Raw genomic sequence first — 26,854 nt, 5'->3', positions numbered from 1 at the left:
GCAAGGGCGAGACCCAGCCGGCCAAGGCCACCGGCGACGGCGTGCGTGAGCCGCTGAACCGCCGCGCCACCGTCGACATCAACTTCTAAGGCTCAAGGGGGCCGGTCGTGATCGGCCCCCGAAACCTTGGTCGATTGATTGATCAGGCCGCCGAACTCGATCTGGGTTCGGCGGCCTTGATTCAAGAGCTTAGGTTCAAAATCGGGTTCAGTTTCACCTTGCCAAGACTCCGGCCGGGCTATTAATAGAGCTCGCTCCTCGAAAGATATCAGCGTTTGCTCGCGCCGTTTGATCCTGACCAGTTTGAGCTAGGTCTTCAGGTCCAGGTTGATCTGATCGGCCGTCGCTTCCTCATCGTGTCCGCGCCTTTCGGCCGTTTCGGGCGCGTGTTGGCGCATGCCATTGAGGCGCGTGGCGGTGACGTGCGGCGCATGCTGTTCAACGCCGGAGATGTCTCGAACTGGGGCCGTTCGGGCGGTCTGCCTTTCCGCGAGGGAGCGGAGCTGTGGCCGGAAAGACTGGCGGCTCTCGAGGCCGAGTTCACAGATATCATCGTGTTCGGGGAGGGCGGTCCCTATAATCAGGGCGTCCTGAATCAGGCGAGCCGGTTGAAGGCGCGCGTCTGGGTTCTCGAGAATGGCTACTTCCGGCCTGACTGGATCACTCTGGAGCGCAATGGGGTGAACGGCTCCAGCGCCTTGCCTCGCTCGGCGTCAGGCTATCCGCCGCCGCCGCCGGAACTCCCGGTCTCGCGTCCTGTCGGCAAAATTCTGCCGCACCACGTCATCAACATCAGTCTCTACCATGCGGTGCAGCCGCTGGGGTGGCTGCTGTTTCCGCGCTTCCGTCATCACTATTCGGCGTCGCCATTGCGGCAATGTCTGGGGCATGTTCGCCGCTATCTGGGGCTAGGCATGCGGCCGCAAGGGGCCAGCAACGCTGACCGCCTTCGGACCAAGGGGCCTTTCTTCATCGCCTGCTTGCAGCGCGACGGCGACGCCCAGTTGCTGCGCTATTCCGACATCCACGACAATCTGTCCTTCCTGGCGCGGGTCATGGACAGCTTCGCCGCCGGCGCGCCGGCGCACAGCCGCCTGGTCGTCAAGAACCATCCCCTCGACCCGGGTATCGTCAATCTCGCCCGCGAGACGCGCCGGATGGCCGAGGCGCGCGGGCTGAAAGGCCGCGTCGATTTCATCGACGGCGGCAATCTGGCTCAGCTGTGCCGGGCTTCGGAGGGCATGGTGGTCAACAACTCCAGCGCCGCCTTGTCGGCCCTGGGGTTCGGCACGCCGGTCAAGGTGTTGGGGCAGGCCTTCTTCGATTTCGAGGGGCTGACGGATCAGCAGCCCTTGGACGCCTTCTGGCAGGCGCCGCGGCCCGCGGAACGCCAACTGTTCGCCGCCTTCCGCGCCTATGTGATCAATCGCACCCAGATCAACGGCAATTATCATGAGCCGCGCGTCATGGCGGCGACGGCCGGGCGGGTGGCGGACGCTTTGGCGACCCGGCTTATTTAGGTCGCTGAAAGGCCCTTTTTCGGTGTGGCGCCCAAGCCACCCCGAAGCGCTGTCATCATTCTGTCATCTAGCTGTCGCCCGAGCGTCGGACGGGAGGCCTAAAGCCGCCTCATCAATGACCGCGCGGATCGTCGTTCTGGCATCTGGCGTCGTAAAGGGATCACAGCACCAATGTTGAACCGCAACCTCGCCTATGGGGTTTCCGCCGCAGCCATCCTGTTGGCGACCTCCAGCGCCGCCTTCGCCCAGGAAACCACGGGCGGTATCCGGGGCGTGATTACGGATGCTTCGGGCGCGCCGATGGCGAACGCCACGGTCGTCGTCACCCACGTCCCCTCGGGCACCAGCACCACCACCGTGACCGGCGCTGACGGCTCTTATACGGCGCGCAACCTGCGCGTCGGCGGCCCCTACATCGTGACCGCGCTGACGGCGCAAGGTGAAGTCTCGGGCCAGGTTCCCTCCGTCAGCATCGGCTCGCCGACGGCTCTTAACCTGACGGCGACGGCTTCGGCTTCGGACGACGCGACTTCGGTCGCCGATGTGGTCGTGCGCGGCGTCCGCGGCGGCGGCCTGATCACCGGCCCGCGCACTCGGATCGGCGCCGAGGAACTCGAAACCCTTCCGACGATCAGCCGTGACATCAAGGATTTCGTCCGCACCTCGCCATTCGCGTCGGTCGACTCGACCAACAGCGACGCCCTGATCCTGGGCGGTCAGAACAGCCGCACCAACGCCTTCCTGGTCGACGGCATCCGTCAGGGCGACGACTTCGGTCTGTCGCCTAACGGCTATCCGACCGTGAACTCGCCGATCTCGATCTCGGTCCTGGAAGCGGTTCAGGTCGATGTCGCCCCCTATGACGTCCAGTACGGCGCCTTCCAGGGCGGTGTAGTGAACTCGGTCACCAAGTCGGGCGGCAACGAGTTCCGCGGTGAAGCCTTCTACGAGATCACCAACCAGGATCTGCAAGGCGACAGCTTCTCGTATGAAGACATGTCGTCGGGCCAGACGATCAACCGCTCGGTCACCGGCGAGTTCGAAGAGAAGACCTGGGGCGCGACCCTGTCGGGTCCGATCATCAAGGATCGCCTGTTCTTCCTGCTGAACTACGAGAAGTTCGAAGCGACTGAGCCGGTGCTTTCCGGCCCGACGGGTTCGGGCGCCACCAATGAAGTGCCGGGCATCACGCAGGCCGACGTCGATTCCGTCCGCAACGCCGTGAAGTCGGTTTATGGCTACGACCCGCTGGATTGGTCGACGAGCAACCTGACGACCTTCGACGAGAAGTATTTCGCCAAGCTGGACTGGAACATCAACGACCGTCACCGTGCGGTGGCGTCCTACCAGCAGACGCAAGGTTCGCGTCTGAGCCTGAACGGCACCTCGACCAGCAACACCACGCCGAGCGTTGGTCTGCTGTCGCAAGGGTATGATTTCCAGAGCAACATCACGGCCTACAAGGCTCAGTTGTTCTCGGACTGGAACGACAACTTCTCGACCGAGCTGTCGATCTCGCGCAAGGAAAGCGAGAACATCACCAGCAACCTGGGCGGTTCGGACTTCGCGGCCTTCCGCGTTTACCTGGACCCGGTGGGCGCCACGCAGCGCCGCTCGGTGGTTCTTGGACCGGAGCGTTCGCGTCACGCCAACTCGCTGACGAACGATCTGAACCAGTACCGCTTCGTCGCCAAGTATCAGAACGCGGGTCACCGTCTGACGGCGGGCTATGAGCGTGAAGATCTCGAAATCTACAACGTCTTCGTGCAGGCGGCGAACGGCGAGTATGAATTCGCTTCGCTGGCCGACCTGCAGAACCGTCGCGCGTCCTACATCAATTACCAGAACGCCGGGAGCAACAATAAGGTCGATGGCGGCGCGAGCTTCGGCTACACGACCAACACCCTGTTTGCCCAGGACGAATGGGATGTGAATGATCGCCTGACGCTGCGCGCGGGTCTGCGTTTCGACTGGTACGAGATGTCGGACGAGCCGCTGTACAACAAGGCGTTTGAGGACAAGTACGGCTTCTCGAACACTCACAATCTGGACGGCATCAGCCTGCTGCAGCCGCGCTTCGGCTTCAACTACCGCGTTGACGACACCTTCAACGTTTACGGCGGCTTCGGGCTGTTCTCGGGCGGTTCGCCGAACGTCTGGGTTTCGAACAACTTCTCGAACCCCGGCAACCTGATCGGCCAGTTCCAGTGCCGCGCCAACGGCTACACCAGCCAGAACGTCAACAACGGCGTTCCGGTCTGCTCGACCGCGCAACTGGCGGCGCTGACCAACGTCGACGGCCTGAACCCGAACCAAGTGGCCAAGGAGGCCGTGACCGAGAGCGCCAAGCTGGGCACGGGCGCGATCAACGTGATCGACCCGACCTTCAAGGCGCCGTCCATCTGGAAGACGTCGCTGGGCCTGACCAAGGACTTCGACCTCAACCGCTGGAGCATGGGCGACGGCTGGGCGGTGCGCGCCGAGTATGTTCACTCGGAAGTCGAAAACGCCATCGGCTGGGTCGACCTGAACATGGCCAAGCGCCAGAACGGCGTTGCGCCGGACGGTCGTCCGACCTATTCGGGCCCGAACGGCAGCCAGGTCGTTCTGATGCTGACCAACTTCAAGGGCGGCAAGACGGATCAGTTCACCGTCGGCGTGAACAAGGCCTGGTACGAAGGTTGGGCCGAAGGCCTGGGCTTCGACCTGTCCTACACCTACGTCGATGCGACCGAAGTCCACCCCGGCACCTCCTCGGTGGCCGCGTCGAACTTCGGCCAGGTTGCAGTCTCCGACCCGAACAGCCCGGAAGTGGCGACCTCGAACTATGAGATCAAGCACTCGACCAAGCTGAACCTGAGCTATAGCCGCAAGTTCTTCGGCGACTATCGCACCAGCTTCAACCTGTTCGGCGAGCGCCGCTCGGGTCTGCCTTTCAGCCACACCTTCAACAGCACCAACCTGGTGGGCGAGGCCAACGAGTACGGCCGCCGCAACCGCCAACTGCTGTATGTGCCGGCTGTGGACTCGAACGGCCTGGTCACCGCGACCAGCGATCCGATCGCGACCTTCGCGAACAACTTCGACTTCGCGGGCTTTAATGAGTATCTGCAGCGTTCGGGCCTGATTAAGTACGCCGGTCAGATCACGCCGCGGAACGGCTTCAAGTCGCCGGACGTGACTCGCTTCGACCTGCGTATCTCGCAAGAGCTGCCGGCCTTCTTCCCGGGCGGCGCCAAGCTGGAAGGCTATGTCGATATCGAGAACATCGGCAACCTGCTCAACGACGAGTGGGGCGTGGTGCAGCAAGTGGGCTTCCCCTACTTCTCGCGCGCGGTCACGGCACGTAACTGCCAGATCTCGAGCTGTGTCGCTGGGGCGGGCAACTTCTACCAGTACGACAGCTTCCGTGACTGGACGGCCACCAACTACAACAACCAGTCGGTGTGGCAGGTGAAGTTCGGCGTTCGCTACAAGTTCTAAGCGAGCGACAATCTGAGAAGGGAAGGGCGGTCCGGCGACGGGCCGCCCTTTTCTTTCTGAGCGGCCCTAGCGCGCGGCCGTGCTGCTTGAGGGCGTTGGGCGCTTCAATGCGCGACGCGCCGTCGCCATTGAACCGGGCGTCGTCAGGGCCTATTTCGCCCCCTTCGTGCTTCATCCTTTTGTGTGGACGTTTTCGCCCCATGACCCTGCCTGTTCCCGCTGAATGGACTCCGCATCGCGCGATGTGGGTCGGCTGGCCCAGCCACGCCGATCTGTGGGAGGAGAACCTCGAGCCGGCTCAGGCCGAGGTCGAGGCCCTGGTGCGCGCCCTGGCCGGGCCGGGCCGCGAGCAGGTCAAGCTCATGGTCGGCAATGACGAGGCCCTGGCCGACGCCCGGGCGCGCTTCGCCGATGTGGCGGGCGTGACGGTTGTGGCCGGGCGGTTCGGCGACATCTGGCTGCGCGACACCGGGCCGATCTTCGGCGCCGGCTCGGCGTCGGCTCAGGCCTTCGTCTTCAACGGCTGGGGCGGCAAATACGACCTGCCGCATGACGACGAGGTCGCCGCTCAGATCGGCGAGCAGTCGGGCGTCGCCCTGACCCGCCACGACTTCATTCTGGAAGGCGGCGCCGTGGACCACGACGGCGAGGGCACAGTGCTGACCACGCGCCAGTGCGTCCTGAACCGCAACCGCAACACCGGCTGGACGCAGGAGACGGCTGAGGCCGCCTTCGCGCAGGCCCTGGGCGCCAAGAAGGTGCTGTGGCTGGGCGACGGCCTGCTGAACGACCACACCGACGGCCACGTCGACAACCTGGCCCGCTTCGTCGCGCCGGGCGTGGTGGCCTGCCCAATCGGCTTCGGTCCCAAGGATCCCAACACCGAGGTCTATGACGAGACGGCGCTGGCGCTGGCCGCCATGACCGACGCCGCCGGACGCCCGATCAGGGTGCTGCGGATTCCCTCGCCCGGCATGATCTTGGACGAGGACGAGCGCCCGGTCCCGGCCAGCCACATGAACTTCCTGATCGCCGACGGCGCTGTGGTGGTGCCGACCTACGGGAACGACATGGCCGCGCGTCTGGCCTGCGAAGCCCTGGCCACCGTCTTCCCCGATCGCGAGATCATCCCCCTGCCGTCGACCGCCATCCTGTCGGGCGGCGGTTCGTTCCACTGCATCAGCCAGCAGGAGCCCGCCTGATGACCCGTCAGATCACCGTCGCCGCCATCCAGACCGCCTACGGCGAGGACATGCAGGCGAACATCGACAAGACCATCGGCCTCATCCGCGAAGCCGCGGTTAAGGGCGCCCAGGTCATCCTGGCGCCGGAGCTGTTTCAGGGGCCGTACTTCTGCGTCTCGCAGGAGGAGAAGTGGTTCGGCGCCGCCTATCCCTGGCGCGAACACCCGGCCGTGACGCAACTCCAGCCGGTGGCCAAGGAACTGGGCGTGGTCCTGCCTGTCTCGATCTTCGAGCGCGAAGGGCCGCACTACTTCAACAGCCTGGTGATGATCGACGCCGACGGCGAGCTGATGGGCGTCTATCGCAAGAGCCACATCCCCGACGGCCCCGGCTATCAGGAGAAGTATTACTTCCGCCCCGGCGACACCGGCTTCAAGGTCTGGGACACGCGCTTCGGCCGTATCGGCGTCGGCATCTGCTGGGACCAGTGGTACCCGGAAACGGCGCGCGCTATGATGCTGCAGGGCGCCGAGGTGCTGCTGTATCCGACGGCTATCGGCACCGAACCGCATGACGACACCCTGGACACGGCCGCCCCGTGGCGCCGGGCCATGCAGGGGCACGCCGTGTCCAACGTCGTGCCGGTCGTCGGCGCCAACCGCATCGGTCATGAACAGGTGACGGAAGCGGGCCAGACCTACTACGGCCACTCCTTCATCGCGGATCATCGCGGCGATCTGGTCGAGAGCCTGGACCGGGAGGAGGGCGTCCTCGTCCACACCTTCGACCTGGACTTCATGGATCGCCACCGCGCGGCCTGGGGCTTCTTCCGCGATCGCCGCACCGACCTCTACGGCGCCCTAGCGGCGGGCCGCCCGGCCTGATCCGGCAAGCCGGCTGATCTACAAACAAAAAAGAGGCGGAAGACCGGGGTCTTCCGCCTCTCTTCTTATGCGTTGAACGCTATCAGAACCTCAGCGTGGCGCCGAAGGTGAAGTAGCGGCCGATCGCGTCGTAGGTCTGTGGGAAGGTGTTCCCGTTGTTCGCCGACGTGGTGCCGATTTGCGAGCCGACCATCGGCGGCGCCTTGTCGAACAGGTTGTTGATCGTCGCCGTCAGACGGACCGTCTGGGTGATGTCCCAGCGGCCGCTCAGGTCGAAGTAGTCATAGCTGTCGATCTGGGCGTAGTCCGGGAACCACTTGGTGTTGCTCGGCTCGACTTCGACGCCCGACAGGTGGCGCCACATCAGCGAGGCCGAGTAATCGCCCATCGTCCAGGTGGCGCGGCTGTTCCAGCGTTGCTTGACCTTGGGTTCGCCGCACGACACCGAGTAGTAGCCGACGCAGTCACGCAGCGTGGAGATCGGCGTGGCCTGGGTCTCGTGCTTGGTGACGATGTTGCCGTTGACGCTCAGGTCGACACGACCGATGTCCCAGCCGAAATCGACCAGTTCAAGGCGGTAGTTGGCGGCCAGATCGAAGCCCGAAACGCGCTCGTTGCCGGCGTTGGTGGTCGGACGGATCACGCCCTTGGCCCCGTTGCCGTTCAGCGAGCCGTTAACGGCGCTGCGCTGGATGGCCTTACAGCTGTCGTTGAACTCGAGGTTCGGGTTCATCGTCGTGCTGTAGCAGCCGTTCATGACATCATCCAGGCTGGGGCTGTTGATCGTCTTGTCGATCTTGATGTCATAGTAGTCGAGGCTCAGGCGCAGGCTCGGCACGAAGGCCGGCTGCCAGACGGCGCCGACAGTCCAGGTGTCGGCCTCTTCCGGACCCAGGTCCGGGTTGCCGCCGGTCTGTTGATTGACCTGACCCGAGTTGGGCTCGTCAACGGCGCCGATCAGGGCATCCGGAACGCCTGTGAGGCGGCAGAGATTGCTGAGAGTGCCGGCCTTGTACGCGTCAACGCTGTTGATCCGGTCTTTCTGGCACGGATCAATGGCGCGGTTGCCCAAGCCGGTGACCTGCGGGTTGAACAGTTCGCCGATGTTCGGCGCACGCGTGGCGCGCTGGTACATGGCGCGAACGCGGATGTCTTCCGTAGGCGACCAGTCGCCGCCCAGCTTGTAGCTGCCGTATTGCGACTTCCGTCCAGCAGCCTTGAACTCGGTCTGGCGGTAGCCCGCTTCCAGATTCATGCTGTGGATGAAGGGCATGTTCTCGATCAGCGGGATCGCCAGTTCGGCGAAGCCCTCACGCATTTCGAACTGACCGTCGCGATCCGGAACCGGGGCGCCGGTGCCCAGGATCTCACCGTGCGATTGCGAAGCTTCATCGCCACGAGTGCTCGCGCTGGATCGACGCCATTCGGCGCCGAATGCGACAGCAATCGGGCGTTCGCTCCACGGGCTGCTCAGGTTCTCCGGCAGGACGCCCGAGATCGAGCCCGAGGCCACGTCCTGCTTGATCGTGGTTTTGCTCATCGACGACAGGTTGATGTAGTCGATCATTTCCTGGGTGATCGTGCCTTCGGGACCGAAGACGTTGATCGGCACGCAGCCGGCGACAGCGCCTGTCTTCGGATCTGCGCCGACCGGGAGGCACTGAGTCGTGGACGTGGTATTCAGCGCGTTCTGAAGCTTCGACAGCGACCCCCAGTTGATGCGCGTCAGCAGCTGCTGGGTTTCACCGTGCGAGACGTAGGCGTCGTAGTTCCAGTCGGCGTTGATGTCGCCGCGGACGCCGGCCAGCAGTTGGACCGTCTTGTTTTCGATGTCCACCGGCCGGGTGCCCATTTCGGTGAAGCGACGGTTGATGGTCAGGTCCATAACCGTGGTGCCGGCTGCGCCTGAAACGCATTCAGCGGCGCCCAGCTTCAGGGCGTCGCAGAATTGCTGGCGCATCGCGTCGGGGATGAACGGGTTGCCGATCGGCACCTTATAGCTGTTGCCGAAGGTGCCGCTCGAAGCGTTGTCCAGCGACACGTCGCTCTGAACATAGGTCAGGTGGGTGTAGACTTCAGCCGCTGAGTTGATCTTAAAGGTGCCGAGACCATTGATCTGGTAGCGGCTCAGCGGCGTCTGGTACAAGTTGTACGGGTTGTAGTTGTAGCCTGCTTTGTTGTAGCCGGCGTCGTTCTTACCGATCAGGGCGCCCGTGGTGGGGTCCAGTTCGGCGCCGTCAGGCAGAGCGATGCCGCTCAGGGCTTCATTGATCGTGTCGTCTGCATTCTTGACGATCAAGCGGGCCAGGCCGAAACGGCCGGGAACCGAGGTGCCTGAACCCAACGGGGCGCCGGTCGTCGACGAGCGCGCGACGGTGCCCCACGGGCGACGGTCCTGGTACAGCGGATCGGTCTTGGTGTAGCCGAAGCTGACGACGGCGTTGCCGCGATCCTCGGCGAAGTTGCCGCCGACGGTCAGGTCGAATTTGCGACGAACGGCGTCGTCTTCGCCCGAGAAGCCGTAGGAGGTGTTGAGCTCAACGCCTTCGAAATTGTTCTTCAGGATGAAGTTGACCACGCCGGCGACGGCGTCAGCGCCGTACACGGCGGAGGCGCCGCCGGTGACAGTGTCGACGCGCTCGACCAGGGCCAGCGGGATGGTGTTGGTGTCGACCACGCCTTCAAGGTTGAACGGCACGACACGGCGGCCGTTGATCAGGACCAGGGTGCGATTGGTGCCCAGGCCGCGCAGGTTGATGGTCGCGCCGCCGCCTGAACCGTTGTTGGTGGCCGAACCGACGGCCGGCACGGCGGCCGGCAGATCCTTGACCAGTTCTTCAACCGCGACGGGCTGCGACATGGCGATGGATTCGGAGCTCAGCGACGTGATGGGGCTGGACGCCTCATAGCCCGGCTGGCGGATGCGCGAACCGGTGACGACGATGGCGCTGACTTCGGAAACTTCTTCTTCGGCTGTTTGGGCGAAAGCCGGCGTGGCGGCCATGAAGCTGAGGGCGGCGCCCCCGATGATGGTCGAGGCGAGCAAGGACTCGCGGACAATTCTCTTTCTCAAAAGAGACCCTCTCCTGAACAAAACAAGCCGACGCTCGCCCCCTACGATGGGGCTGAACCGACGGCTCGCGGTACGTGCAGGACCGAACGGCCTGCGCCAACGACATTACGGCGAGGCTTGCCTCAAGCAAGTCAGAATTGCGTCAATAATGGCACAGACTGGAATAAATTGCCCTATACTGAAGTATATTCGGAATCTGCGGCAAAAATTACGCTCATTTTCAAAAATTATCACGAACTGTGTTCTGTGATGCGTCGTCGCGATCATCGGCGCTGCTGCCCCAGGGGTAGCCCTTGTCGGCGCCGCAGTAGGCGCGGCCGCCTTGCCGGGCGTTCTCGACCACCAGGCGCGGACGCCAGCGGGCGACGCCGGTGAAGGCGTTGTCGGTGATGATGTTGTGTGACGGCGTCTGGTGGCGAATGACGCCGCGCTCGCCGCAGTTGCGATAGAGGAAGACGCCGGGCCGCCCGCCCAATTCGAAGCGGTTGCCGGTGATGTGGTTTCGAGCCGATCCGTCGACCGCGATCATCTCGCGCTCGGTGCGGGTGCGGAACAGATTGCCTTCGATCCGATTGTCGGCGCTTTCGGCGTCCAGGTAGAGGGCGGTGGCGACGCTGCGGCCCTCTAGCGTGGATCGGGTCAGGGTGAAACGGGTGACGCCGGGGCCGACGTAGAGCGGGATCGATCCCGTCCCCCGGATGATCACCTCATCGAGCGCAATATGGCTGGGCGCAGCCGCCTGGGCGGCGGCGGTGTGGTCGGCGGTGCGGGAGGAGGCGCGCAGGTCGTCATAGCTCCCGTCCGCCCCCATGCCCCAGACCCGCACCGAGCCGTGGATCAGGCAGCGCGAGATGCGCACGTCCGTCGGACGGCTCCAGCGGTCGACGGCGATGCGGCGCGACCAGACGGCGATGGAGGGCGAGCGGGTGTTGACGGCGGCGCCGGGGCGGCCGACGGCGCCGCCCGCGCAGTCCAGGCCCGCGCCGGAGGCCTCGGCGCCTTCGATCAGGAGGGGGCGCACGATCGCTTGTCCAGGCGTCAGGACCGCGCGGCAGGTCAGGCGGTAGGGCGTTGTCGTTTCGGCGGTCAGTTCGGCCAGTTCCGAATCGTCGCACGGGCGGGCGGCGGGCAGGGACCAGGTCTGGGCGCCGGCCAGGATCAGTCCCGCCAGCAGCGCCGCCATCAGGGCAGGGGCGTGGCCAGGGCCAGCGCCTCGGAGGCGCAGCCGGGCGCCGTCGCGCCGCGCGCGCGCAGGGCCGCCATCTCCGCGCGGGCGGCGGCCAGGTCGGCGGCGAAGGCGGGCTGAGCGGCGGCGGCGGCGAAGACGGCGCGGCCCAGATCCTCGCCCGCGGCGACATCGCTGGGATAGTGCATGCCGCAGACCAGGCGGCTTTGACCGATCGCATGGGCCATGCGGCGGGCCTCGTCGGCGTGCGCGGGGGCCAGGGCGGCGAAGGCTTCGCCATAGACGACGGCGACGGTCGAACTGCCGGAAGGATAGGAGGCGCTGCGGCGTCCGACCTCGGTCAGGCGTTGGCAGGCCTGACGGGTCGGATCGTCGCCGACGGGACGGGCGCGAAAGGCGCGCGACTTGACGGTTTCAGCGGCCGTGTCGGCGTCGTGGAACAGGCGCTGCATCAGCCGCGTCAGCTCCGGCGCGCCTTCGGACGTCAGCTGAACGCCCAAGGCGCAGTTGAAATGCTGCAAGGCCAGCGGCGGGCGCAGTTCGGCATGGGCGGTGGCCAGCAGCCAGCGGTCGGTGTCTTCCAGCGCCGCCATGCGCGTCGAACGATCCTTGTCCGCCTGATCGAGGGCCGAGCCGGGCGTGGGCGGGCCAGGCAGGGCGGCGGCCAGCGTTTCCAGCGCGGGGGCGTCCAGATAACCGGATGGGACTGTCGCGGCGCGGGCCGCTTCCGGCCGCAGGGCCGCCGGAGTTCCGGCGCAGGCGCCCAGCAACAGAGTCGCGGCGGCGGCGGTCGCGACGAGCGCCGGGCGAGTGATCACGCCCCGTCGCTCCAGCTCAGCTGAACCGAGGTCAGGCCGTCTTCGTCGGGCGCGGCCACGACCTGAAGGCTGGCGCCTTTTTCCGTGCGGGCGGAGGCGCCGTAGGCGCGCGCTTCGCCCTGGTTCATCGCCATGATGGGGAACAGGCCCGCCTTTTCGGCGCGCTGGCGATAGAAGTCGATTACGGCGTCGGGCGTGGCGTCGGTCGTGAAGGTGACGATGCCGCCCGGGCCGTCGGGGCCGGACGCCATGACGGGCGCCGCGTCGGTCTGAGCGCCGGGATAGAGGGCGGCGAAAGCCGGAGCGCCCTTAATGGCTGTGGCGGGCGCGGCGGGCGTCGCCGCGACGGGCGAAGCCGCGGCCTCCCTCGCCGGTTCGGCGGCGGGAACCGAGGGCGATTCGACTTCGGGCGCGGCCTGACTGCGGTCATCGCACGCCGCCAAGCCGACGCTCAGCGCCAAGACGACGGTTGCCACGCTACGCTTCATTCAGCCTACGTCCTTAATCCCTATGCGACTATCTGCACCGTGGCCTATCCGTGCGGCGGCAGCAAGGCGGTTCAACCCGTAGGAGCGTCCACGTCGTCGCCGGGCTGGCCCGTCGACTTGCGGGCCTGTTCCGGGCCTCCCGCCGGACGCGAGCGGGTTTCGGCCATTTCGCGGCCCTGGCGAGCGATATCCGCGTTGATGGCGTCCTGGTCCGGATCGATCTCCGAGCCGGAAGCCGAGCCGCCCCGCAGCGAACCGGCGCGGGTGTCGGAACCGGAATCGCTGCCTTGCAGGGCCTTCTTCAGGGCGTCCTCGACGTGGCCCAGATCGGGCTTCTCGCCCATGGCGGCGGCCTCGCGGGCGTCTTCGTTCTCGGCGGTGGGATCGGTCATGGAAGGTCTCCTTGCTCGTGCAAGACAAGCGGACCGGTCGCGCGGAGGTTCCCGCATTCACGCGAGACGATGTTGCGCGCGCAAAGAAAAAGGGCCGGCGGATCGCTCCGCCGGCCCTCGTCTTTGTCGCGGGATCGAGACGGCGTCGCCCTCTGATCCGCGTCGGTCTTACTTGCCGAACAGCTTGTTCCAGCGGCGCGGCTGACGCTTCTTCCACGTTTCGCGGTGATAGGCGTCCGAACCGATCAGCGGCACGACGGTCGTGGCTTCGGCGAAGACCATCTGTTCGTAGGTGGTCTGGACCTTGCCCCACGAGGCGGCTTCCTGCAGCGTCGAGGACGAGCAGGCGCCGTCGCGCACGTCGGCGACCGTGATCTGGACCGCATACTTGTGCATGTCGGCTTCGACGCCGAGGATCTCGGCGCAGACGACGGTGTCCTGGGCGAAGTTCTTCGGCACGCCGCCGCCGACCATGAACAGGCCCGTGACGCCCGCCGCGATCTTGATGTCGGTCAGTTCGCGGAAGTCGGCGATCGCGTCCAGCATCATGTAGGGCTTGCCCTCGGCCATGCGCTCCTTCTGGTGCTTGACCAGGCCGAAACCGGCCGAGGAGTCGACGAAGGCCGGGCAGAAGATCGGCGCGCCTTCTTCATAGGCGGTCTGGATCAGCGAACCGGGCTTCTTGGCGTTGCCTTCCGACAGCCACTTGCCCATTTCCCAGATGAACTCGCGCGAGGAATAGCCGCGCGGCTCCAGGCGGCTGGCGATCTCATAGATGGCGTGGTCGCAGGCCTGCAGTTCTTCTTCGTCGATGTAGGTGTCGTAGATGCGGTCGATGTAGTGCGAGCGCAGGACATTGTCGTCCACCTGGCCGGCGGCCTGATAGTGCTTGAAGCCCAGGGCTTCGAAGAAGTCCATGTCGACGATCGAGGCGCCGGTGGCAACCACGGCGTCGACCATGCCGAACTTCACCATGTCGCGGTAGACGTCCATGCAGCCGCCGGCCGAGGTCGAACCGGCCAGGATCAGCCACGGCGAGCAGGCCTGATCTTCCAGGGCCATGTTGAAGATGTCGGCCGCGCGGGCGGTGTCGCGCGAGCTGAAGGACATCTTGCGCATGGAATCGATGATCGGGCGCGCGTCGAAGCTGGTGATGTCGATGTGCTCGACGGTCGTGGCCAGGAGCTCCGCCTTGGCGTTGGAACGAACCGGTGCGTTCATCTCTCGGGTTTCCCTTTGGTTTGAGCGCCCGTCGTCAATAAGGAACAGCGGCCCGGACGGAGCGACGGGCCGCTGTTTGTACCAAAGCCTTGAGACATTTTTCAGTTCAAGGCGTGATGCGATGGATCAGCGCTTGCGCTTGCGCTGGCCCGCCTTGCCCTTGGGGCGCGACAGGCGGACGACCTTGCGGGCGTTCTCCTCGGCCGTGGTGCGCACGGTCGGGATGGAGCGCGGCGCCAGGCCGTACATCGAACCCATGGGGGCGTCCTCGACGGCGGCGATCTCGTGTTCGCCATAGCCGTTGAAGCCGGTCGACATGGCGACGCCATAGGCGCCCATCATGCCGATCTCGATGAAGTCGCCTTCCTGGACATCGGCCGGCAGCCAGAACGGGCCCGGCATGTGGTCGATGCTGTCGCAGGTCGGACCATAGAAGCGATAGGGCTTCAGCTCCGACGACGACTCGCCGTCCCGGACCAGCTTGGTCGGGAAGGGCCAGCGCGAGTGGGTGGCGTCGAACAGCGAGCCGTACGACCCGTCGTTCAGATACAGGGCGTCGCCCTTGCGCAGGTCCACGCGGCACAGCACCGACGAGGCTTCAGCCACCAGCGCGCGGCCGGGTTCGCACCACAGCTCGGTCGTTTCCGACACCGGCATCTCGTTGAAGCCGCGATGGATGGCGTCGGCGTATTCGCTCAGGTCCGGCGGGACCATGCCCGGATAGACCGAAGGAAAGCCGCCGCCGACATCGACGATATCGACGAAGACGCCCGCCTTTTTGATGGCGCGGCCGACCTGGGTCATCGCCGCCTCATAGGCCGAGGGGCGCATGCACTGCGAACCGACGTGGAAGCTGACGCCCATCTGACCGTCCTTGACCGCGTGGCGCGTGGCCTGCAGCAGGGCGGGGGCCTGGTCCGGCGAGACGCCGAACTTGCCCGACAGGGAATAGGCGGCGCCGTCCGCCGACACGCCCATGCGGACGATCAGGTTCAGGTCGTCGGCGTGGCCGGTCGACTCGAGGATCTTGTCCAGCTCGTCATGGCTGTCGAGCACGAAGGTGCGCACGCCGTGGTCGGCGTAGGCGGCCTTGATCGCGCCGCGGCTCTTGACCGGGTGCATGAAGGCCAGGCGCGCGTTCGGGCTGACCGAACGAACCAGTTCGATCTCGGCCAGGGAGGCGACGTCGAAGGCGTTGACGCCGTTCTCGACCAGAACCTCGATGATCCAGCGCGAAGGGTTCGCCTTCACGGCATAGAAGACGTCGGCTTTTAGATTATCCTGGAACCACTGCGCCGCTACGGCAACGGAGCGGGGACGCACGAGTGCGACCGGACGCTCCGGGGACCGCTGACGGACCAGGTCCAGGGGAAGCTGGTACGTGTGCAATTCACGTAACCCCCTGATGATTGTTAAACCCAGACCCGGCGTTAGCGGCGCAAGATAGGACCTACGGGGTCCGCCGGAACGCGCGATATGGGGGCATTGGCCTGTCATGTAAAGTGGAAATTTCATGGCGAGGTTGCATGGCCCGCGCGCCGCAGCGCTCGGCTGAATCGGCGCCGCACTGGACGAAATCGACGCAGACATGCCATTAAGACTTGCCCTTGCGCCCGTCTCGCGTCATGCGGCGCCCCCTTTGTCGCAACCTCATCCATGGGTTCATGAGTTCTTCAACAGCCGCCGTCGCGTCCGTTCGCGACGTCTCGAAGACCTACGGGGCCAGAAAGGCGCTCGACGGCGTGTCCGTCGAGGTCGGCGCCGGTGAAATGGTCGCCCTGATCGGTCCATCCGGTTCGGGCAAGTCCACTCTGCTGCGTTCGATCACGGGTCTGCACCCCATCGATCCCGGCGGAACCATCACGGTCTTCGGCGAGGTCGTTCAGCAGAACGGCCGCGTCACGGGCGCCGTGCGCCGCGCGCGCAGCCGCCTGGGCATGATCTTCCAGCAGTTCAATCTGGTGGGGCGGCTGAGCCTCTTCTCCAACGTCATGCTGGGCGCCCTGGGGCGCCTGCCGTCGTGGCGCGGCCTGTTCGGCGTCTGGCCGGGCGCGGACAAGGACAAGGCCATGGCGGCCCTGCACCGCGTCGGCGTGTCCGACTACGCCGCCCAGCGCGCCAACACCCTGTCGGGCGGCCAGCAGCAGCGCGGCGCCATCGCCCGCGCCATCGTCCAGGGCGCCAAGGCCATCCTGGCCGACGAGCCGGTCGCCTCGCTCGATCCCGTGTCGGCCCGCAAGGTCATGGAGCTGCTGGTCGAGCTGAACAAGCGCGACGGCATGGGCGTGATCGTCACCCTGCACCAGGTCGACTACGCCATTCGCTACTGCAACCGCGTCATCGCGCTGCAGAAGGGCAAGGTGGTCTATGACGGTCCGTCCACGGGCCTGGACACCCAGCGCCTGATCGAAATCTACGGTCCCGAGTACGAGGACGCGTTCTGGGAAGCCAAGGCATGACCCGCATCGCCATCAATCGCCGCCTGCTGGGCGCCGCCGCCATCGCCGCCATGACCCTGGGCCTCGCCGCCTGCGGCAAGGGTGAAGAGACCAAGTCGGGCGCCGCGCCCAGCGAAATCACCTTCTCCATCCTGTCGGCGGAAGGCCAGGCCTCGGCCGGACCGCTGTGGCAGCCGCTGCTGGACGACATGTCCAAGGCGATCGGCGTGCCGGTGAAGCCCTATTTCGGCTCGAACTACACGGTTCTGGTCGAGGCCATGCGCGGCAACCACACCCAGGTCGGCTGGTTCTCGGCCAAGCCTGAGGTCGAGGCCATCGACCGCGCCAACGCCGAGGTCATCGCCCGCACCGTCAACCGCGAAGGGCTGGACTCCTATCAGTCGACCCTGATCGTCAAGAAGGGTTCGGGCATCACGCTGGACAAGGTGCTGGCCTGCGGCAAGCAGTACAATTTCGGCATCGGCGACGCCCAGTCGACTTCGGGCACGCTCGCGCCCATGACCTTCCTGTTCAACGCGCGCGGCGTCGTGCCGTCGCAGTGCTTCAAGACCGTGCGCTCGGCCAACCACCAGGCCAACGCCTTCGGCGTGGCCACCGGCGTGATCGACGTGGCGACCTCCAACAGCGTCAACCTGGTCTTCATGCGCCGCGAGAACGCCCAACTGGCCGATCAGATCGAGGAGATCTGGACCTCACCGCCAGTGCCCGAGAGCGGCATCGTCGTGCGCGAGGATCTGGATCCGGCCCTGAAGGAGAAGATCCGCGGCTTCTTCCTGACCTACGGCCAGGGCGAAGGCCCCGAGGCCGAGCGCCAGCGCAAGGTGCTGGCGGGTCTGGAGTATTCGCGCTTCGCCCCGGCCGATGATTCCTATCTCAACCCGATCCGCGAGATGATCGCCGACCAGAAGCGCGGCGAAGCCGAAGCCAAGGGCGACAAGGCCGGCGTCGCCGCCGCCGAAGCCGAGCTTCAGCGCCTGCGCAGCCTGCGTGAGGTCCAACCTTGACCGCAGCTCCGCTTCCAACGTCGCCGGTTCCGGCCGCGCCGCAAAAGTCCGCCGTCTCCTGGGCGATGGACGTCCTGGTCTGGGGCGGCGTGATCGCTGTCCTGCTGTACAGCGTCGACGCGGTCGACCTGGGCAACATCTCGCGCCTGTTCTCAGGCAACGACAGCATGAAGATGTTCGTCCACGACCTGCTGCGGCCGGACTTCTCCGACTGGAAGATGTTCGTCGCCAAGATGTGGGAGACGATCCAGATCGCCCTGTGGGGCACCTTCCTGGCCGTGCTGTTCGGCATTCCGCTGGGCCTGGCCGCCGCCCGCAACATGGCCCCGGCCTGGGTGGTGACGCCGGTGCGCTGGCTGATGAACCTGCTGCGCTCGGTGCCGGACCTGGTGATCGGCCTGCTGTTCGTCACCGCCGTGGGCCTGGGCCCGCTGGCCGGCGTTCTGGCCATCACCCTGAACACGGCGGGCGTTCTGGCCAAGCTGTTCTCTGAAGCGGTCGAGTCGATCGACAAGGGGCCGGTCGAAGGCGTGCGCGCCACCGGCGCCTCCAAGCTGCACGAGATCGTCTGGGGCGTGATTCCCCAGGTGGCGCCGCTGTGGACCTCCTTCGCCCTCTACCGTTTCGAATCGAACAGCCGCTCGGCCACCGTGCTGGGCCTGATCGGGGCGGGCGGCATCGGCCAGGTGCTGTTCGACAGCATGAACGCCTTCAACTTCAAGGCCGTGTCCGCCATCGTCATCATCGTGGTCATCGCCGTGACCCTGATCGACACCCTGTCTCAGATCATGCGTAAGCGCCTGCTCTGACGACGTATCGGGCAGGTTTGCCCTGACTGTCACAAAGGTCTGGCCGGACCGTCACATTTTCCTGCTTTAAGCGTCGTGCACTGACGACTGGAGAAGGTCCGGCCATGATCCGCACACTGAAGTTCACGGCCTGCGTGGCCGCCCTGCTGGCCCTGGCGGCCTGCGGAAACAACGAGGGCGGCGGCGCCGCCGGTTCGCAGAAGGCCCGGACGGGCATCTGGGCCGCCGGCTCCTCGACCGTCTTCCCCTTCGCCACCCGCGTGGCTGAGACCTTCGCCCGCAACGGCGGCGGCGGCTCGGCCCCCCGCGTCGAATCCCTGGGCACCGGCGGCGGTATCCAGGCCTTCTGCTCGGGCGTCGGCCCTTCGACCCCGGACATCGCCAACGCCTCGCGTCCGATGAAGCAGAGCGAGTTCGACCGCTGCGTCGAGAACGGCGTCACCGACATCGTCGAGATCAAAATCGGCTATGACGGCATCGTCGTCGCCACCGCCCGCACGGGCCAGAGCTTCAACCTCGAGCTGAACGACCTCTACGAGGCCCTGGCCAAGGAAACGCCGGGCGCCGACGGCCAACTGGGCCCGAACGCCGCCAAGACCTGGAACGAGGTCAACAAGGCCCTGCCGGCCACCCGCATCCAGGTCTACGGTCCGCCGCCGACCTCGGGCACGCGCGACGCCTTCCTGGAGCTGGGCATGGCGCCGGGCGCCAAGCTGATCCCGGCCGTCGCCGCCATCGAAAAGCAGGACAAGACCCGCTTCGAAACCGTGGCCCACACCCTGCGTGAAGACGGCGCCTGGATCGACTCGGGCGAGAACGACAACGCCATCGTCCAGACCCTGAACCGCACGCCGGGCTCGCTGGGCGTGTTCGGCTTCTCCTTCCTGGAGCAGAACATGGACACGGTGAAGGCCGAAACCATCGACGGCGTGGCCCCTTCGGTCGCCACCATCGCGGACGGCTCCTATCCGCTGGCCCGCAGCCTCTACATCTACGTCAAGAAGGCCCACATCGGCGTGACGCCGGGCCTCGAACAGTTCGTTCAGGAGTTCATGTCCGAAGGCGCCGCCGGCCGCGGCGGCTATCTGCAGGACCGCGGCCTGGTGCCGCTGGTCGCCGACGAACTGGCCGCCGAACGCGCCAAGGCCTCGGCCATGACCTCGATGGCCCGCCCGAACTAGGCGGCGAGCAGACTTTAAGAAAGACAGGCCGTCCTTTCGCCGGGGCGGCCTGTTTTCTTATGCGCCGGCGTCCGGCCGGATCGCGCAGGCCTTGGCCAGTATGGCGAAGGGCAGCAGCACCGTCCCGTGCCGCGCCCGGAAGGACCGGGCGGCGTCGAATATCTCGGGCGTCTCCAGACCCTCGACCGCCGCATCCTCGCCCTCAAGGCGGCGCTGCATGGCGTCATGCCATCCGGCGGCGGCGTGCAGCCTGAGGCCCTGGGCGCTGCGCACGACCAGAGCCGTCGCCGCCGCGCCCAGGGTGCAGGCGCGAACACGCCAGCCGAAGGCCTTGATCCGCAGCGCCGCGTCGAGGGCGATATCCAGCGTCACCCGGCTGCCGCACAGGGGGCTGACCTGGGTCAGAGACAGGTCGGCCCCCTCCAGGCGGCGATCGTTGCGGACTGCCGCCGCCAGCGTCCTGATCCGATCGTGATAGAGGCTCGCGAGCGGATCGTCGGGCGTCATGCGGCGCCGTCGTCCTTCATCTGACGGCCCAGCACGCCCAGGAAGCGGATGGCGAAATGCAGGCCGCGGCGGACGTCTTCGTCACCTGCCGCCCGCACCAGCCCCAGCAGCGACGGCGGCGGCGTGTTGGCGGCCTGGGCTCCGGCGTAGCGCGCAGCGTTGCCCAGGGTCCAGGCGGCGCCGACGCCCTCCTCATAGACTTTCATCAGCTTCTGGATCATGGCGTCGTCCGACATGTCGACCGCGTCCGACAGCAGGGACAGAAGGTCGATGACGTTGTCGAAACGCTGTCCCTGAAGCAGGGGAGCGGCCTTGTCGATCAGATGCTGGACGCCGCGCTCGGTGGCTTCGTCGATGACGATGGCCGGTGCGGGGGCGGTGGTTTTGGCGGTGCTCATGGTGTCTTTCCCCTTGGTTTCAGTGTCTGCGGCCATGGATCAGACGATCCCGCGGGCGACGGACCAGTAGATGCCGCGGTTGAAGGCCTTGCGCAGAAGGCCCCCGACCTTGGTCGGCGGGGTGGGGTGGACGTCCTCGTCATAGTCGTACCAGAGCGGCATTCCGACCTCGAGGCCCATCTGGGCGACGGCCTGAACCTTGCCGTCATAGGCGTCGACGGTGCGGCCGATGCGGATGTCGCCGGCGATGTTGTTGACGATCACCGGGCACTGGTTGTGGCAGGAGCCGCCCGCCTTGCTCACGGGCAGGTCGACGGTGTCGCCCATGACATAGGCGTTCGGATAGCCTTCCATCTGCAGCGTCTGGCGGTCGGTGGGCAGCCAGCCTTCGTTGTTCGCCGCCTGGGACACGCCGCTTTCCAGCACGGCGTCCACCGCCCGGATCGGCGGGGTGCACATCAGCAGGTCGAAGCCCTCTTCCTTGCCTTCGGCAGAGGTGGCGATCTTCTTGTCGGGATCGACCGAGTTCAGGGTGAAGCCGCGCTGGTATTTGATGCCCTTGCTCTCGAAGATGGAGGGCAGGATCTCGCAGGTCTCCTGCTGCAGGAACAGGCAGTTGCGCAGCAGCTGGGCCACGCTGGGATAGGTGTAGACGATCTCGACCTGATCGCGGATCCCCCGGCGACGCAGGTACTCGTCCAGCATCAGGGTGGTTTCGATCGGGGCGATGCCGCACTGGTGCGGCACGTTCGGGGTCTCGGGGAAGTTCACCGTGATGAAGATGCGGCCCTTCTCGAAGCGGCGCAGCTTATCGGCCAACTGGCGGGCCGGGTCGTGCTGATAGAAGTAGTCGCCCGCTTCCTTCAGGCCGGGAATGCGTTCCGGCGCCGGCAGGCAGCCGGTTGAGACGACGATGTAGTCATAGCCGATGACCTGACCGCTCTGGGTCTTCACGCGTGAACCGGCGAAGTCGAACTGCACCACCTTGTCGACCATGAAGTCGATCTCGGGGCGCAGCAGGCTGCGTTGCTTGCGGCGCAGTTCTTCGTTGAAGAACATGTCGAAGGCCACATACATGAACGCGGGCTTATAATAGTGCCACGGAGAATCGCTCAGCATGGTGACCTTCACCTTGCCGCTGGCGATTTCAGGATACAGCTTCGCGACCAGACTGTTGGCGGTCATGGTCCCGCCGATGCCCCCGCCGACCACCAAGATGTGCTTGGTCAAATTCTCGCCCTCCTCAAGACGTCGCGGACGGCTCGCCCTTCCGCCTGACTGAGGACGATAGCCGAAGGATTTGTGCGCCGGAGATCGGAGCTTTCCATTTTGCAAAGGTCGCCGCCGAGCCTAGGCTGCGACGGTGCAGGCGGTGAGGATGGGGTGTGATGGAACCGGATGCGGAGGAACGCATCAAGGCGGCCGCTCAGGCTCAGGTGATCGAGTGCCTGAACCGGTTCTATGCGATGGAAACAGGGCTGTGGGGCGGCCCCCTCGACGCCTTGATCGTGCGGACCATCATCGTCGGCGACATTCAGGGACGGCCCTATGACCTGTCGGCGCTGGCCGGCGTCCTCGACATTCCGGTGTCGACGATCCACCGCCGGGTCAACGATCTGGTCGAGCGCAACCTGCTGGAGCGGAGCGCCGCTGGTCGGTCAGTCTATCTGAAGCCCACGGTTCAGACGCGCCAGGCGTTGGACATGACATTCGACGACATGCTGGCCACGTTGACCCGCCTTTATCGAGGCGACGTCGGGCCGCGCTGCGGCGTGTCCGACTGATCAGGCCGCAACGCGCCGCCGCAGCCGCGCCACCCGGCGCAGGCGACGCCAGAAGCGACCGCGCGCGGGCTCGGGATAGGGCTGCAGGTTTTCGACGAACTGCTCGGCCGAGGCGCGCCAACTGAACTTCTCCGCATAGGCGCGGACGTCCTTGCGATCGAGCTCCAGGCACTTCAGGCAGGCGGTCTTCAGGTCGTCGTCGATGAAGCCCGCGCCCGAGCCGGGGATGATGTCGATCGGACCGTGCGCCGGATAGGCGGCGACAGGCGTGCCCGTGCCCATGGCCTCCAGGATCACCAGGCCGAAGGTGTCGGTCCAGCTGGGAAAGACGAAGACGTCGGCGTCGGCGAAGCAGCGCGCCAGATCCTCGCCGAACTTGGCGCCGAGGAATTTCGCGTCAGGATACTTCTCTTCGAGCTCGGCGCGGGCGGGGCCGTCGCCGACGATGATCTTGGTGCCGGGCAGGTCCAGGCCCAGGAAGGTCTCGATGTTCTTCTCGACCGCCACTCGACCCACGTTGAGGAAGAAGGGGCGGGGCCAGTTCTCGCCGCCCATCTCCTGGTAGATCGGCTCCAGGTCGGGGCGGAACAGCTCGGTGTCCACGCCGCGCGTCCAGGGTGAGACGTTCTTGAAGCCGTGCTCGACCAGTTCGTCGCGCAGGGTCGGCGTGGCGACCATCAGCCGGCCCGACGGCTTGTGGAACCACTTCATATAGGCGTAGCCGACCTGCACCGGGATCGGGAAGCGGGCCGAGACATATTCCGGGAATTTGGTGTGATAGCTGGTCGTGAACGGCAGCTTCCACTCCACGCAGATGCGCCGCGTGGCGATGCCCAAGGGGCCTTCGGTGGCGATGTGGACGGCTTCGGGCTCGAAGGCGCGCAGGCGTTCGCGAATCTCCTCCTCGGCGCCTAGGGCCAGACGGATCTCGGGATAGGTCGGGCAGGGGATGGTCTTGAACTGGCTCGGTTCGATGACCTCCACCTCATGGCCCATGGCGCGGCATTCGGCCACGGTGCGGGTCAGGGTGCGGACGACGCCGTTGACCTGAGGCTCCCAGGCGTCGGTGACCAGAACAATGCGCATGAAGTCGATAGGGCCTTGAGCCGTTTCGCGGAGGCGAAACTTCTAGACGCTCCGCATGACGAAGGCGAGACGGCATGATAGAGCAGGGTGTGAACAGGCTTCACCTCTTCGCGAACGGCCATGTTGAGCCGCACCTCATTTTTGGTTGAGGGCTTTTCCAGAAGATTTTGCGCATCGCCGAATTCTGTACGGCGCATGTCGCAATCATGCGATGCACATTCGGTCTCAGTCGCCATATATGCGGAAATTCACAGGATGGATTTCATGACGCCGACCGATCTTCGCCATTGGGATGAGCTGGACCGGAACAAGTACCGGGACGAACGTGAGGTGGTGGCCGAACTGCTGGCTGCCGAACCCCTGACGCCTGACGGTCGCGCGGCGGTCCTGAACGATGCCGTCGGCCTGGTCGAAAGCGCCCGTAAGAGCCAGAAGCGCCAGGGCGTGGTCGAAAGCTTCCTGCAGGAGTTCAGTCTGGGCACCCGCGAAGGTCTGGCCCTGATGTGTCTGGCCGAGGCCCTGCTGCGCACGCCCGATGCCGACACCCGCGACCGTCTGATCGCCGAGAAGATCGGCTCGGCCGACTGGGCCAGCCACATGGGTCAGTCCGACAGCCTGTTCGTCAACGCCTCGACCTGGGGCCTGATGCTGACCGGCAAGCTGGTCGATGTCGACGATGAAGCCCGCAGCGACCTGCCGAACTTCCTCAAGCGTCTGGTCGGGCGTCTGGGCGAGCCGGTCATTCGTCAGGCCGTCGCCACCGCCGTCAAGATCATGGGCGAGCAGTTCGTCGTCGGCCGCACCATCGAGGCGGCCCTGAAGCGTTCGGACCGCGAGAACTGGCTGTGCAGCTTCGACATGCTGGGCGAGGGCGCCCGCACCGCCGCCGACGCCGAGCGCTATGAAAAGATCTACGCCGACGCCATCGAGGCCGTGGGCAAGACCGCCAAGGGCGAAGGCCCCGAGCGCGGCCACGGCGTCTCGGTCAAGCTGTCGGCTCTGTCGCCGCGCTATCAGGCGGTGCAGGAAGACCGGGTGTGGGAAGAGCTCTATCCCCGCATCCTGCGCCTGGCGCTGATCGCCGCCAAATACGACATCAACTACACCATCGACGCCGAAGAGGCCGACCGTCTGGCCCTGTCGCTGAAGCTGCTGGAGCGGCTGGCGCGCGAACCGGCGCTGGGCGACTGGCAGGGCCTCGGCCTCGCCGTTCAGGCCTATCAGAAACGCACGACCGAGACGGTGGACAAGCTGGCCGAACTGGCCAAGTCGTCGGGCCGCCGTCTGATGGTGCGCCTGGTTAAGGGCGCCTATTGGGACACGGAGATCAAGCTGGCCCAGGTCAACGGCCGCACCGACTATCCGGTCTTCACGACCAAGCCTGCGACCGACCTGAACTATCTCGTCTGCGCCAAGGCGCTGATCGAGGCCTCGCCTTATATTTTCTCGCAGTTCGCCACCCACAACGCCCACACCCTGGCCGCCGTGCACCGCATGGCCGCCGATCGCGGCGTGACTATCGAGTTCCAGCGTCTGCACGGCATGGGCGAGGCCCTCTATGACGGCGCCAAGGCCGAGTGGGGCGACGTCGTCGTCCGCGCCTACGCCCCCGTCGGCGGCCACGAAGAGCTGCTGCCCTATCTGGTGCGTCGCCTGCTCGAGAACGGCGCCAACTCCTCCTTCGTCCACGCCCTGCTGGACGAGCGCGTGCCTGCGGCCGACGTGGCCGCCGATCCCATCACCTCGGTCGAGGCCCAGCCTGACCGCCATCCGAAGATCCCTGTACCCATGAACATCTACGGTGACCGCCAGAACTCCCTCGGCCGCGACTATTCGCAGGCTTCCGACCGCGAGCGTCATGCGGCGGCTCTGGAGCGCGTCGACAGCGAGAAGCTGACCGCCGGCCCGATCATCGGCGGCAAGCTGCGCGCCGGGGTGAACGCGCAGGACGTCACCAACCCCTATGACCGCTCGCGCGTGCTGGGCCATGTGTCGGAAGCCTCGGTTGAAGACGTCGATCTGGCCGTCAACACCGCCGCCAATGCTCAGCTCGCCTGGGATCGTCTGGGCGGCGCGGGCCGCGCCCCGGTTCTGCGCGCCATGGCCGACGCCCTGGAAGCCGATCTGGACCGTCTGGTCGCCCTGCTGTCGCGTGAAGCGGGCAAGACGCTGAACGACGGCGTGGCCGAGGTGCGCGAAGCCGCCGACTTCTGCCGCTACTACGCCCTGCTGGCCGAGCGCGACTTCGGCGGTCGTCAGACCCTGAAGGGCCCGACCGGCGAGACCAATGAACTGGTTCTGCACGGCCGCGGCGTTTTCGCCTGCATCAGCCCGTGGAACTTCCCGCTGGCCATCTTCACCGGCCAGATCGCGGCTGCGCTCGCCGCCGGCAACGCCGTGGTGGCCAAGCCCGCCGAGCAGACGCCGCTGATCGCCGCCGAAGCGGTGCGCCTCTATTACAAGGCCGGTCTGAACCCCGACCTGCTGGCCCTGGTCCCCGGCCGCGGCGAGACCGTCGGCACCGCCCTGACCAACCATCCGGGCGTCGACGGCGTGGCCTTCACCGGCGGCACCGACACCGCCTCGGCGATCAATCGCGGCCTGGCGGCGCGTCCGGGCGCCATCATTCCCTTCATCGCCGAGACGGGCGGCCTGAACGGCATGTTCGTCGACACCACGGCGCTGAAGGAACAGATCATTGACGACGTCATCCTGTCGGCCTTCGGCTCGGCGGGTCAGCGTTGCTCGGCTCTGCGCGTCCTCTATGCGCCCAAGGATTCGGCTGATGCTCTGATCGAGGGCCTGAAGGGCGCGCTGGCCGCCCAGGTGCTGGGCGACCCGACCGACGCCAAGACCGACATCGGCCCGGTGATCGACGCCGAAAGCCGCGCCAACCTGGAAGCCCACGTCGAGCGCCTGTCCAAGGAAGCCAAGATCATCGCCCGCGCCGAACTGCCGGCCGGCGCCGACAAGGGCGACCTGTTCGCCCCGACCATCGCCGAAATCCCGACCCCGGACTTCCTCGAGCGCGAAGTCTTCGGCCCGATCCTGCACGTCTACCGCTATGAGCCGAAGGATCTGGAAACGGTCGCGGGCAAGCTGGCGGCGCGCGGCTTTGGTCTGACGCTGGGCGTCCACAGCCGCATCGACGCCTTCGCCAAGGAAGTGATGGAGCTGGTTCCGGCGGGCAACGTCTACGTCAACCGCTCGATCATCGGCGCGGTGGTCGGCGTCCAGCCCTTCGGCGGCGAAGGCCTCAGCGGCACCGGCCCCAAGGCCGGCGGCCCCAACAGCCTGATCCGCTACGCCTCCGAAAAGGCCATCAGCATCAACATCGCCGCCCAGGGCGGGGATCCGGCGCTGCTGAACCTATGAGG

Annotated in this window: 22 protein-coding genes; 11 read left to right on the top strand and 11 right to left on the bottom strand. The window is 66.0% G+C overall.

Translation table 11 applies throughout. The features are described 5' to 3' along the window. From BJP32_RS17225 to aguB, 5 genes are all read left to right on the top strand, one after another. Positions 1 to 89 (top strand): hypothetical protein (locus BJP32_RS17225; RefSeq protein WP_317984224.1); only part of this gene is annotated, 89 nt, incomplete at its 5' end. A gap of 342 nt (positions 90 to 431) precedes the next feature. Continuing rightward, complete coding sequence (locus tag BJP32_RS15275) at positions 432 to 1,520, top strand: capsular biosynthesis protein (protein WP_233126866.1); 1,089 nt, start codon at positions 432 to 434, stop codon at positions 1,518 to 1,520. Between the two features lie 171 nt (positions 1,521 to 1,691). Next, positions 1,692 to 5,003: a TonB-dependent receptor gene (locus BJP32_RS15270; RefSeq protein WP_076224704.1), complete on the top strand. Its 3,312-nt coding sequence runs from the start codon at positions 1,692 to 1,694 to the stop codon at positions 5,001 to 5,003. 200 nt (positions 5,004 to 5,203) lie between these two features. After that, on the top strand, positions 5,204 to 6,205 hold the full coding sequence (locus BJP32_RS15265) for an agmatine deiminase family protein (RefSeq protein WP_076224702.1): 1,002 nt from the start codon (positions 5,204 to 5,206) through the stop codon (positions 6,203 to 6,205). Continuing rightward, entirely contained in the window at positions 6,205 to 7,071 is an 867-nt protein-coding gene (gene aguB, locus BJP32_RS15260) for an N-carbamoylputrescine amidase (protein WP_076224700.1), read from the top strand. Before BJP32_RS15265 ends, aguB begins: the two co-directional genes overlap by 1 nt. Before the next feature lie 82 nt (positions 7,072 to 7,153). On the opposite strand, the gene BJP32_RS15255 is transcribed toward aguB, so the two are convergent. The 7 genes from BJP32_RS15255 to BJP32_RS15225 form a co-directional block, all read right to left on the bottom strand. Further along, positions 7,154 to 10,144: a TonB-dependent receptor domain-containing protein gene (locus BJP32_RS15255; RefSeq protein WP_233126864.1), complete on the bottom strand. Its 2,991-nt coding sequence runs from the start codon at positions 10,142 to 10,144 to the stop codon at positions 7,154 to 7,156. A gap of 220 nt (positions 10,145 to 10,364) precedes the next feature. Then, a complete protein-coding gene (locus BJP32_RS15250) occupies positions 10,365 to 11,327 on the bottom strand; it encodes a right-handed parallel beta-helix repeat-containing protein (protein ID WP_076224697.1) in 963 nt (320 codons plus the stop codon). Next, positions 11,327 to 12,148 (bottom strand): phosphatase PAP2 family protein, encoded by an 822-nt coding sequence (locus tag BJP32_RS15245; RefSeq protein ID WP_143255491.1) that lies wholly within the window; start codon positions 12,146 to 12,148, stop codon positions 11,327 to 11,329. The genes BJP32_RS15250 and BJP32_RS15245 overlap by 1 nt, the downstream gene beginning before the upstream one ends. Further along, positions 12,145 to 12,636, bottom strand: coding sequence for a hypothetical protein (locus BJP32_RS15240; protein ID WP_076224696.1), 492 nt, complete (start codon positions 12,634 to 12,636; stop codon positions 12,145 to 12,147). Before BJP32_RS15240 ends, BJP32_RS15245 begins: the two co-directional genes overlap by 4 nt. Before the next feature lie 71 nt (positions 12,637 to 12,707). Next, complete coding sequence (locus BJP32_RS15235) at positions 12,708 to 13,028, bottom strand: hypothetical protein (RefSeq protein ID WP_046653884.1); 321 nt, start codon at positions 13,026 to 13,028, stop codon at positions 12,708 to 12,710. A gap of 168 nt (positions 13,029 to 13,196) precedes the next feature. Beyond that, positions 13,197 to 14,249, bottom strand: coding sequence for a deoxyhypusine synthase (locus tag BJP32_RS15230; RefSeq protein ID WP_003163981.1), 1,053 nt, complete (start codon positions 14,247 to 14,249; stop codon positions 13,197 to 13,199). Positions 14,250 to 14,375: 126 nt separating this feature from the next. Next, the gene (locus BJP32_RS15225; protein WP_040344588.1) at positions 14,376 to 15,638 is read right to left on the bottom strand and encodes a type III PLP-dependent enzyme; all 1,263 of its coding nucleotides are present in this window, start codon (positions 15,636 to 15,638) and stop codon (positions 14,376 to 14,378) included. Positions 15,639 to 15,913: 275 nt separating this feature from the next. Here BJP32_RS15225 and phnC point away from each other — a divergent pair, with 275 nt between their 5' ends. From phnC to BJP32_RS15205, 4 genes are all read left to right on the top strand, one after another. Next, positions 15,914 to 16,708: a phosphonate ABC transporter ATP-binding protein gene (phnC, locus tag BJP32_RS15220; RefSeq protein WP_003163979.1), complete on the top strand. Its 795-nt coding sequence runs from the start codon at positions 15,914 to 15,916 to the stop codon at positions 16,706 to 16,708. After that, positions 16,705 to 17,712: a phosphate/phosphite/phosphonate ABC transporter substrate-binding protein gene (gene phnD, locus BJP32_RS15215; RefSeq protein ID WP_003163978.1), complete on the top strand. Its 1,008-nt coding sequence runs from the start codon at positions 16,705 to 16,707 to the stop codon at positions 17,710 to 17,712. The genes phnC and phnD overlap by 4 nt, the downstream gene beginning before the upstream one ends. A gap of 65 nt (positions 17,713 to 17,777) precedes the next feature. After that, on the top strand, positions 17,778 to 18,521 hold the full coding sequence (phnE, locus tag BJP32_RS15210) for a phosphonate ABC transporter, permease protein PhnE (RefSeq protein ID WP_003163977.1): 744 nt from the start codon (positions 17,778 to 17,780) through the stop codon (positions 18,519 to 18,521). Positions 18,522 to 18,625: 104 nt separating this feature from the next. Continuing rightward, positions 18,626 to 19,702: a substrate-binding domain-containing protein gene (locus BJP32_RS15205; protein ID WP_083674018.1), complete on the top strand. Its 1,077-nt coding sequence runs from the start codon at positions 18,626 to 18,628 to the stop codon at positions 19,700 to 19,702. A gap of 57 nt (positions 19,703 to 19,759) precedes the next feature. Here BJP32_RS15205 and BJP32_RS15200 read toward each other — a convergent pair whose 3' ends face one another. The 3 genes from BJP32_RS15200 to BJP32_RS15190 are packed head-to-tail and all read right to left on the bottom strand — an operon-like array spanning position 19,760 to position 21,837. Then, positions 19,760 to 20,209 (bottom strand): iron-sulfur cluster assembly scaffold protein, encoded by a 450-nt coding sequence (locus tag BJP32_RS15200; RefSeq protein WP_076224694.1) that lies wholly within the window; start codon positions 20,207 to 20,209, stop codon positions 19,760 to 19,762. Continuing rightward, on the bottom strand, positions 20,206 to 20,607 hold the full coding sequence (locus tag BJP32_RS15195) for a DUF1641 domain-containing protein (protein WP_076224693.1): 402 nt from the start codon (positions 20,605 to 20,607) through the stop codon (positions 20,206 to 20,208). Before BJP32_RS15195 ends, BJP32_RS15200 begins: the two co-directional genes overlap by 4 nt. A 39-nt stretch (positions 20,608 to 20,646) precedes the next feature. Continuing rightward, positions 20,647 to 21,837, bottom strand: coding sequence for an FAD/NAD(P)-binding oxidoreductase (locus BJP32_RS15190; RefSeq protein ID WP_076224691.1), 1,191 nt, complete (start codon positions 21,835 to 21,837; stop codon positions 20,647 to 20,649). 158 nt (positions 21,838 to 21,995) lie between these two features. On the opposite strand from BJP32_RS15190, the gene BJP32_RS15185 reads away from it, so the two are divergent. Further along, positions 21,996 to 22,391, top strand: coding sequence for a hypothetical protein (locus BJP32_RS15185; RefSeq protein WP_076224689.1), 396 nt, complete (start codon positions 21,996 to 21,998; stop codon positions 22,389 to 22,391). On the opposite strand, the gene BJP32_RS15180 is transcribed toward BJP32_RS15185, so the two are convergent. Beyond that, positions 22,392 to 23,477: a glycosyltransferase family 1 protein gene (locus BJP32_RS15180; protein ID WP_003163972.1), complete on the bottom strand. Its 1,086-nt coding sequence runs from the start codon at positions 23,475 to 23,477 to the stop codon at positions 22,392 to 22,394. A 264-nt stretch (positions 23,478 to 23,741) separates the two neighbouring features. Between BJP32_RS15180 and putA the strand changes: the two genes are divergently transcribed. After that, on the top strand, positions 23,742 to 26,852 hold the full coding sequence (gene putA, locus BJP32_RS15175) for a bifunctional proline dehydrogenase/L-glutamate gamma-semialdehyde dehydrogenase PutA (RefSeq protein WP_076224710.1): 3,111 nt from the start codon (positions 23,742 to 23,744) through the stop codon (positions 26,850 to 26,852). Positions 26,853 to 26,854: the final 2 nt, after the last annotated feature.

The sequence above is a fragment of the Brevundimonas sp. ZS04 genome (assembly GCF_001956865.1).
GTDB lineage: Bacteria > Pseudomonadota > Alphaproteobacteria > Caulobacterales > Caulobacteraceae > Brevundimonas > Brevundimonas diminuta.
Note: the sequence above shows the minus strand (reverse complement) of the source record. Positions and strands in the feature narration are given on the sequence as shown.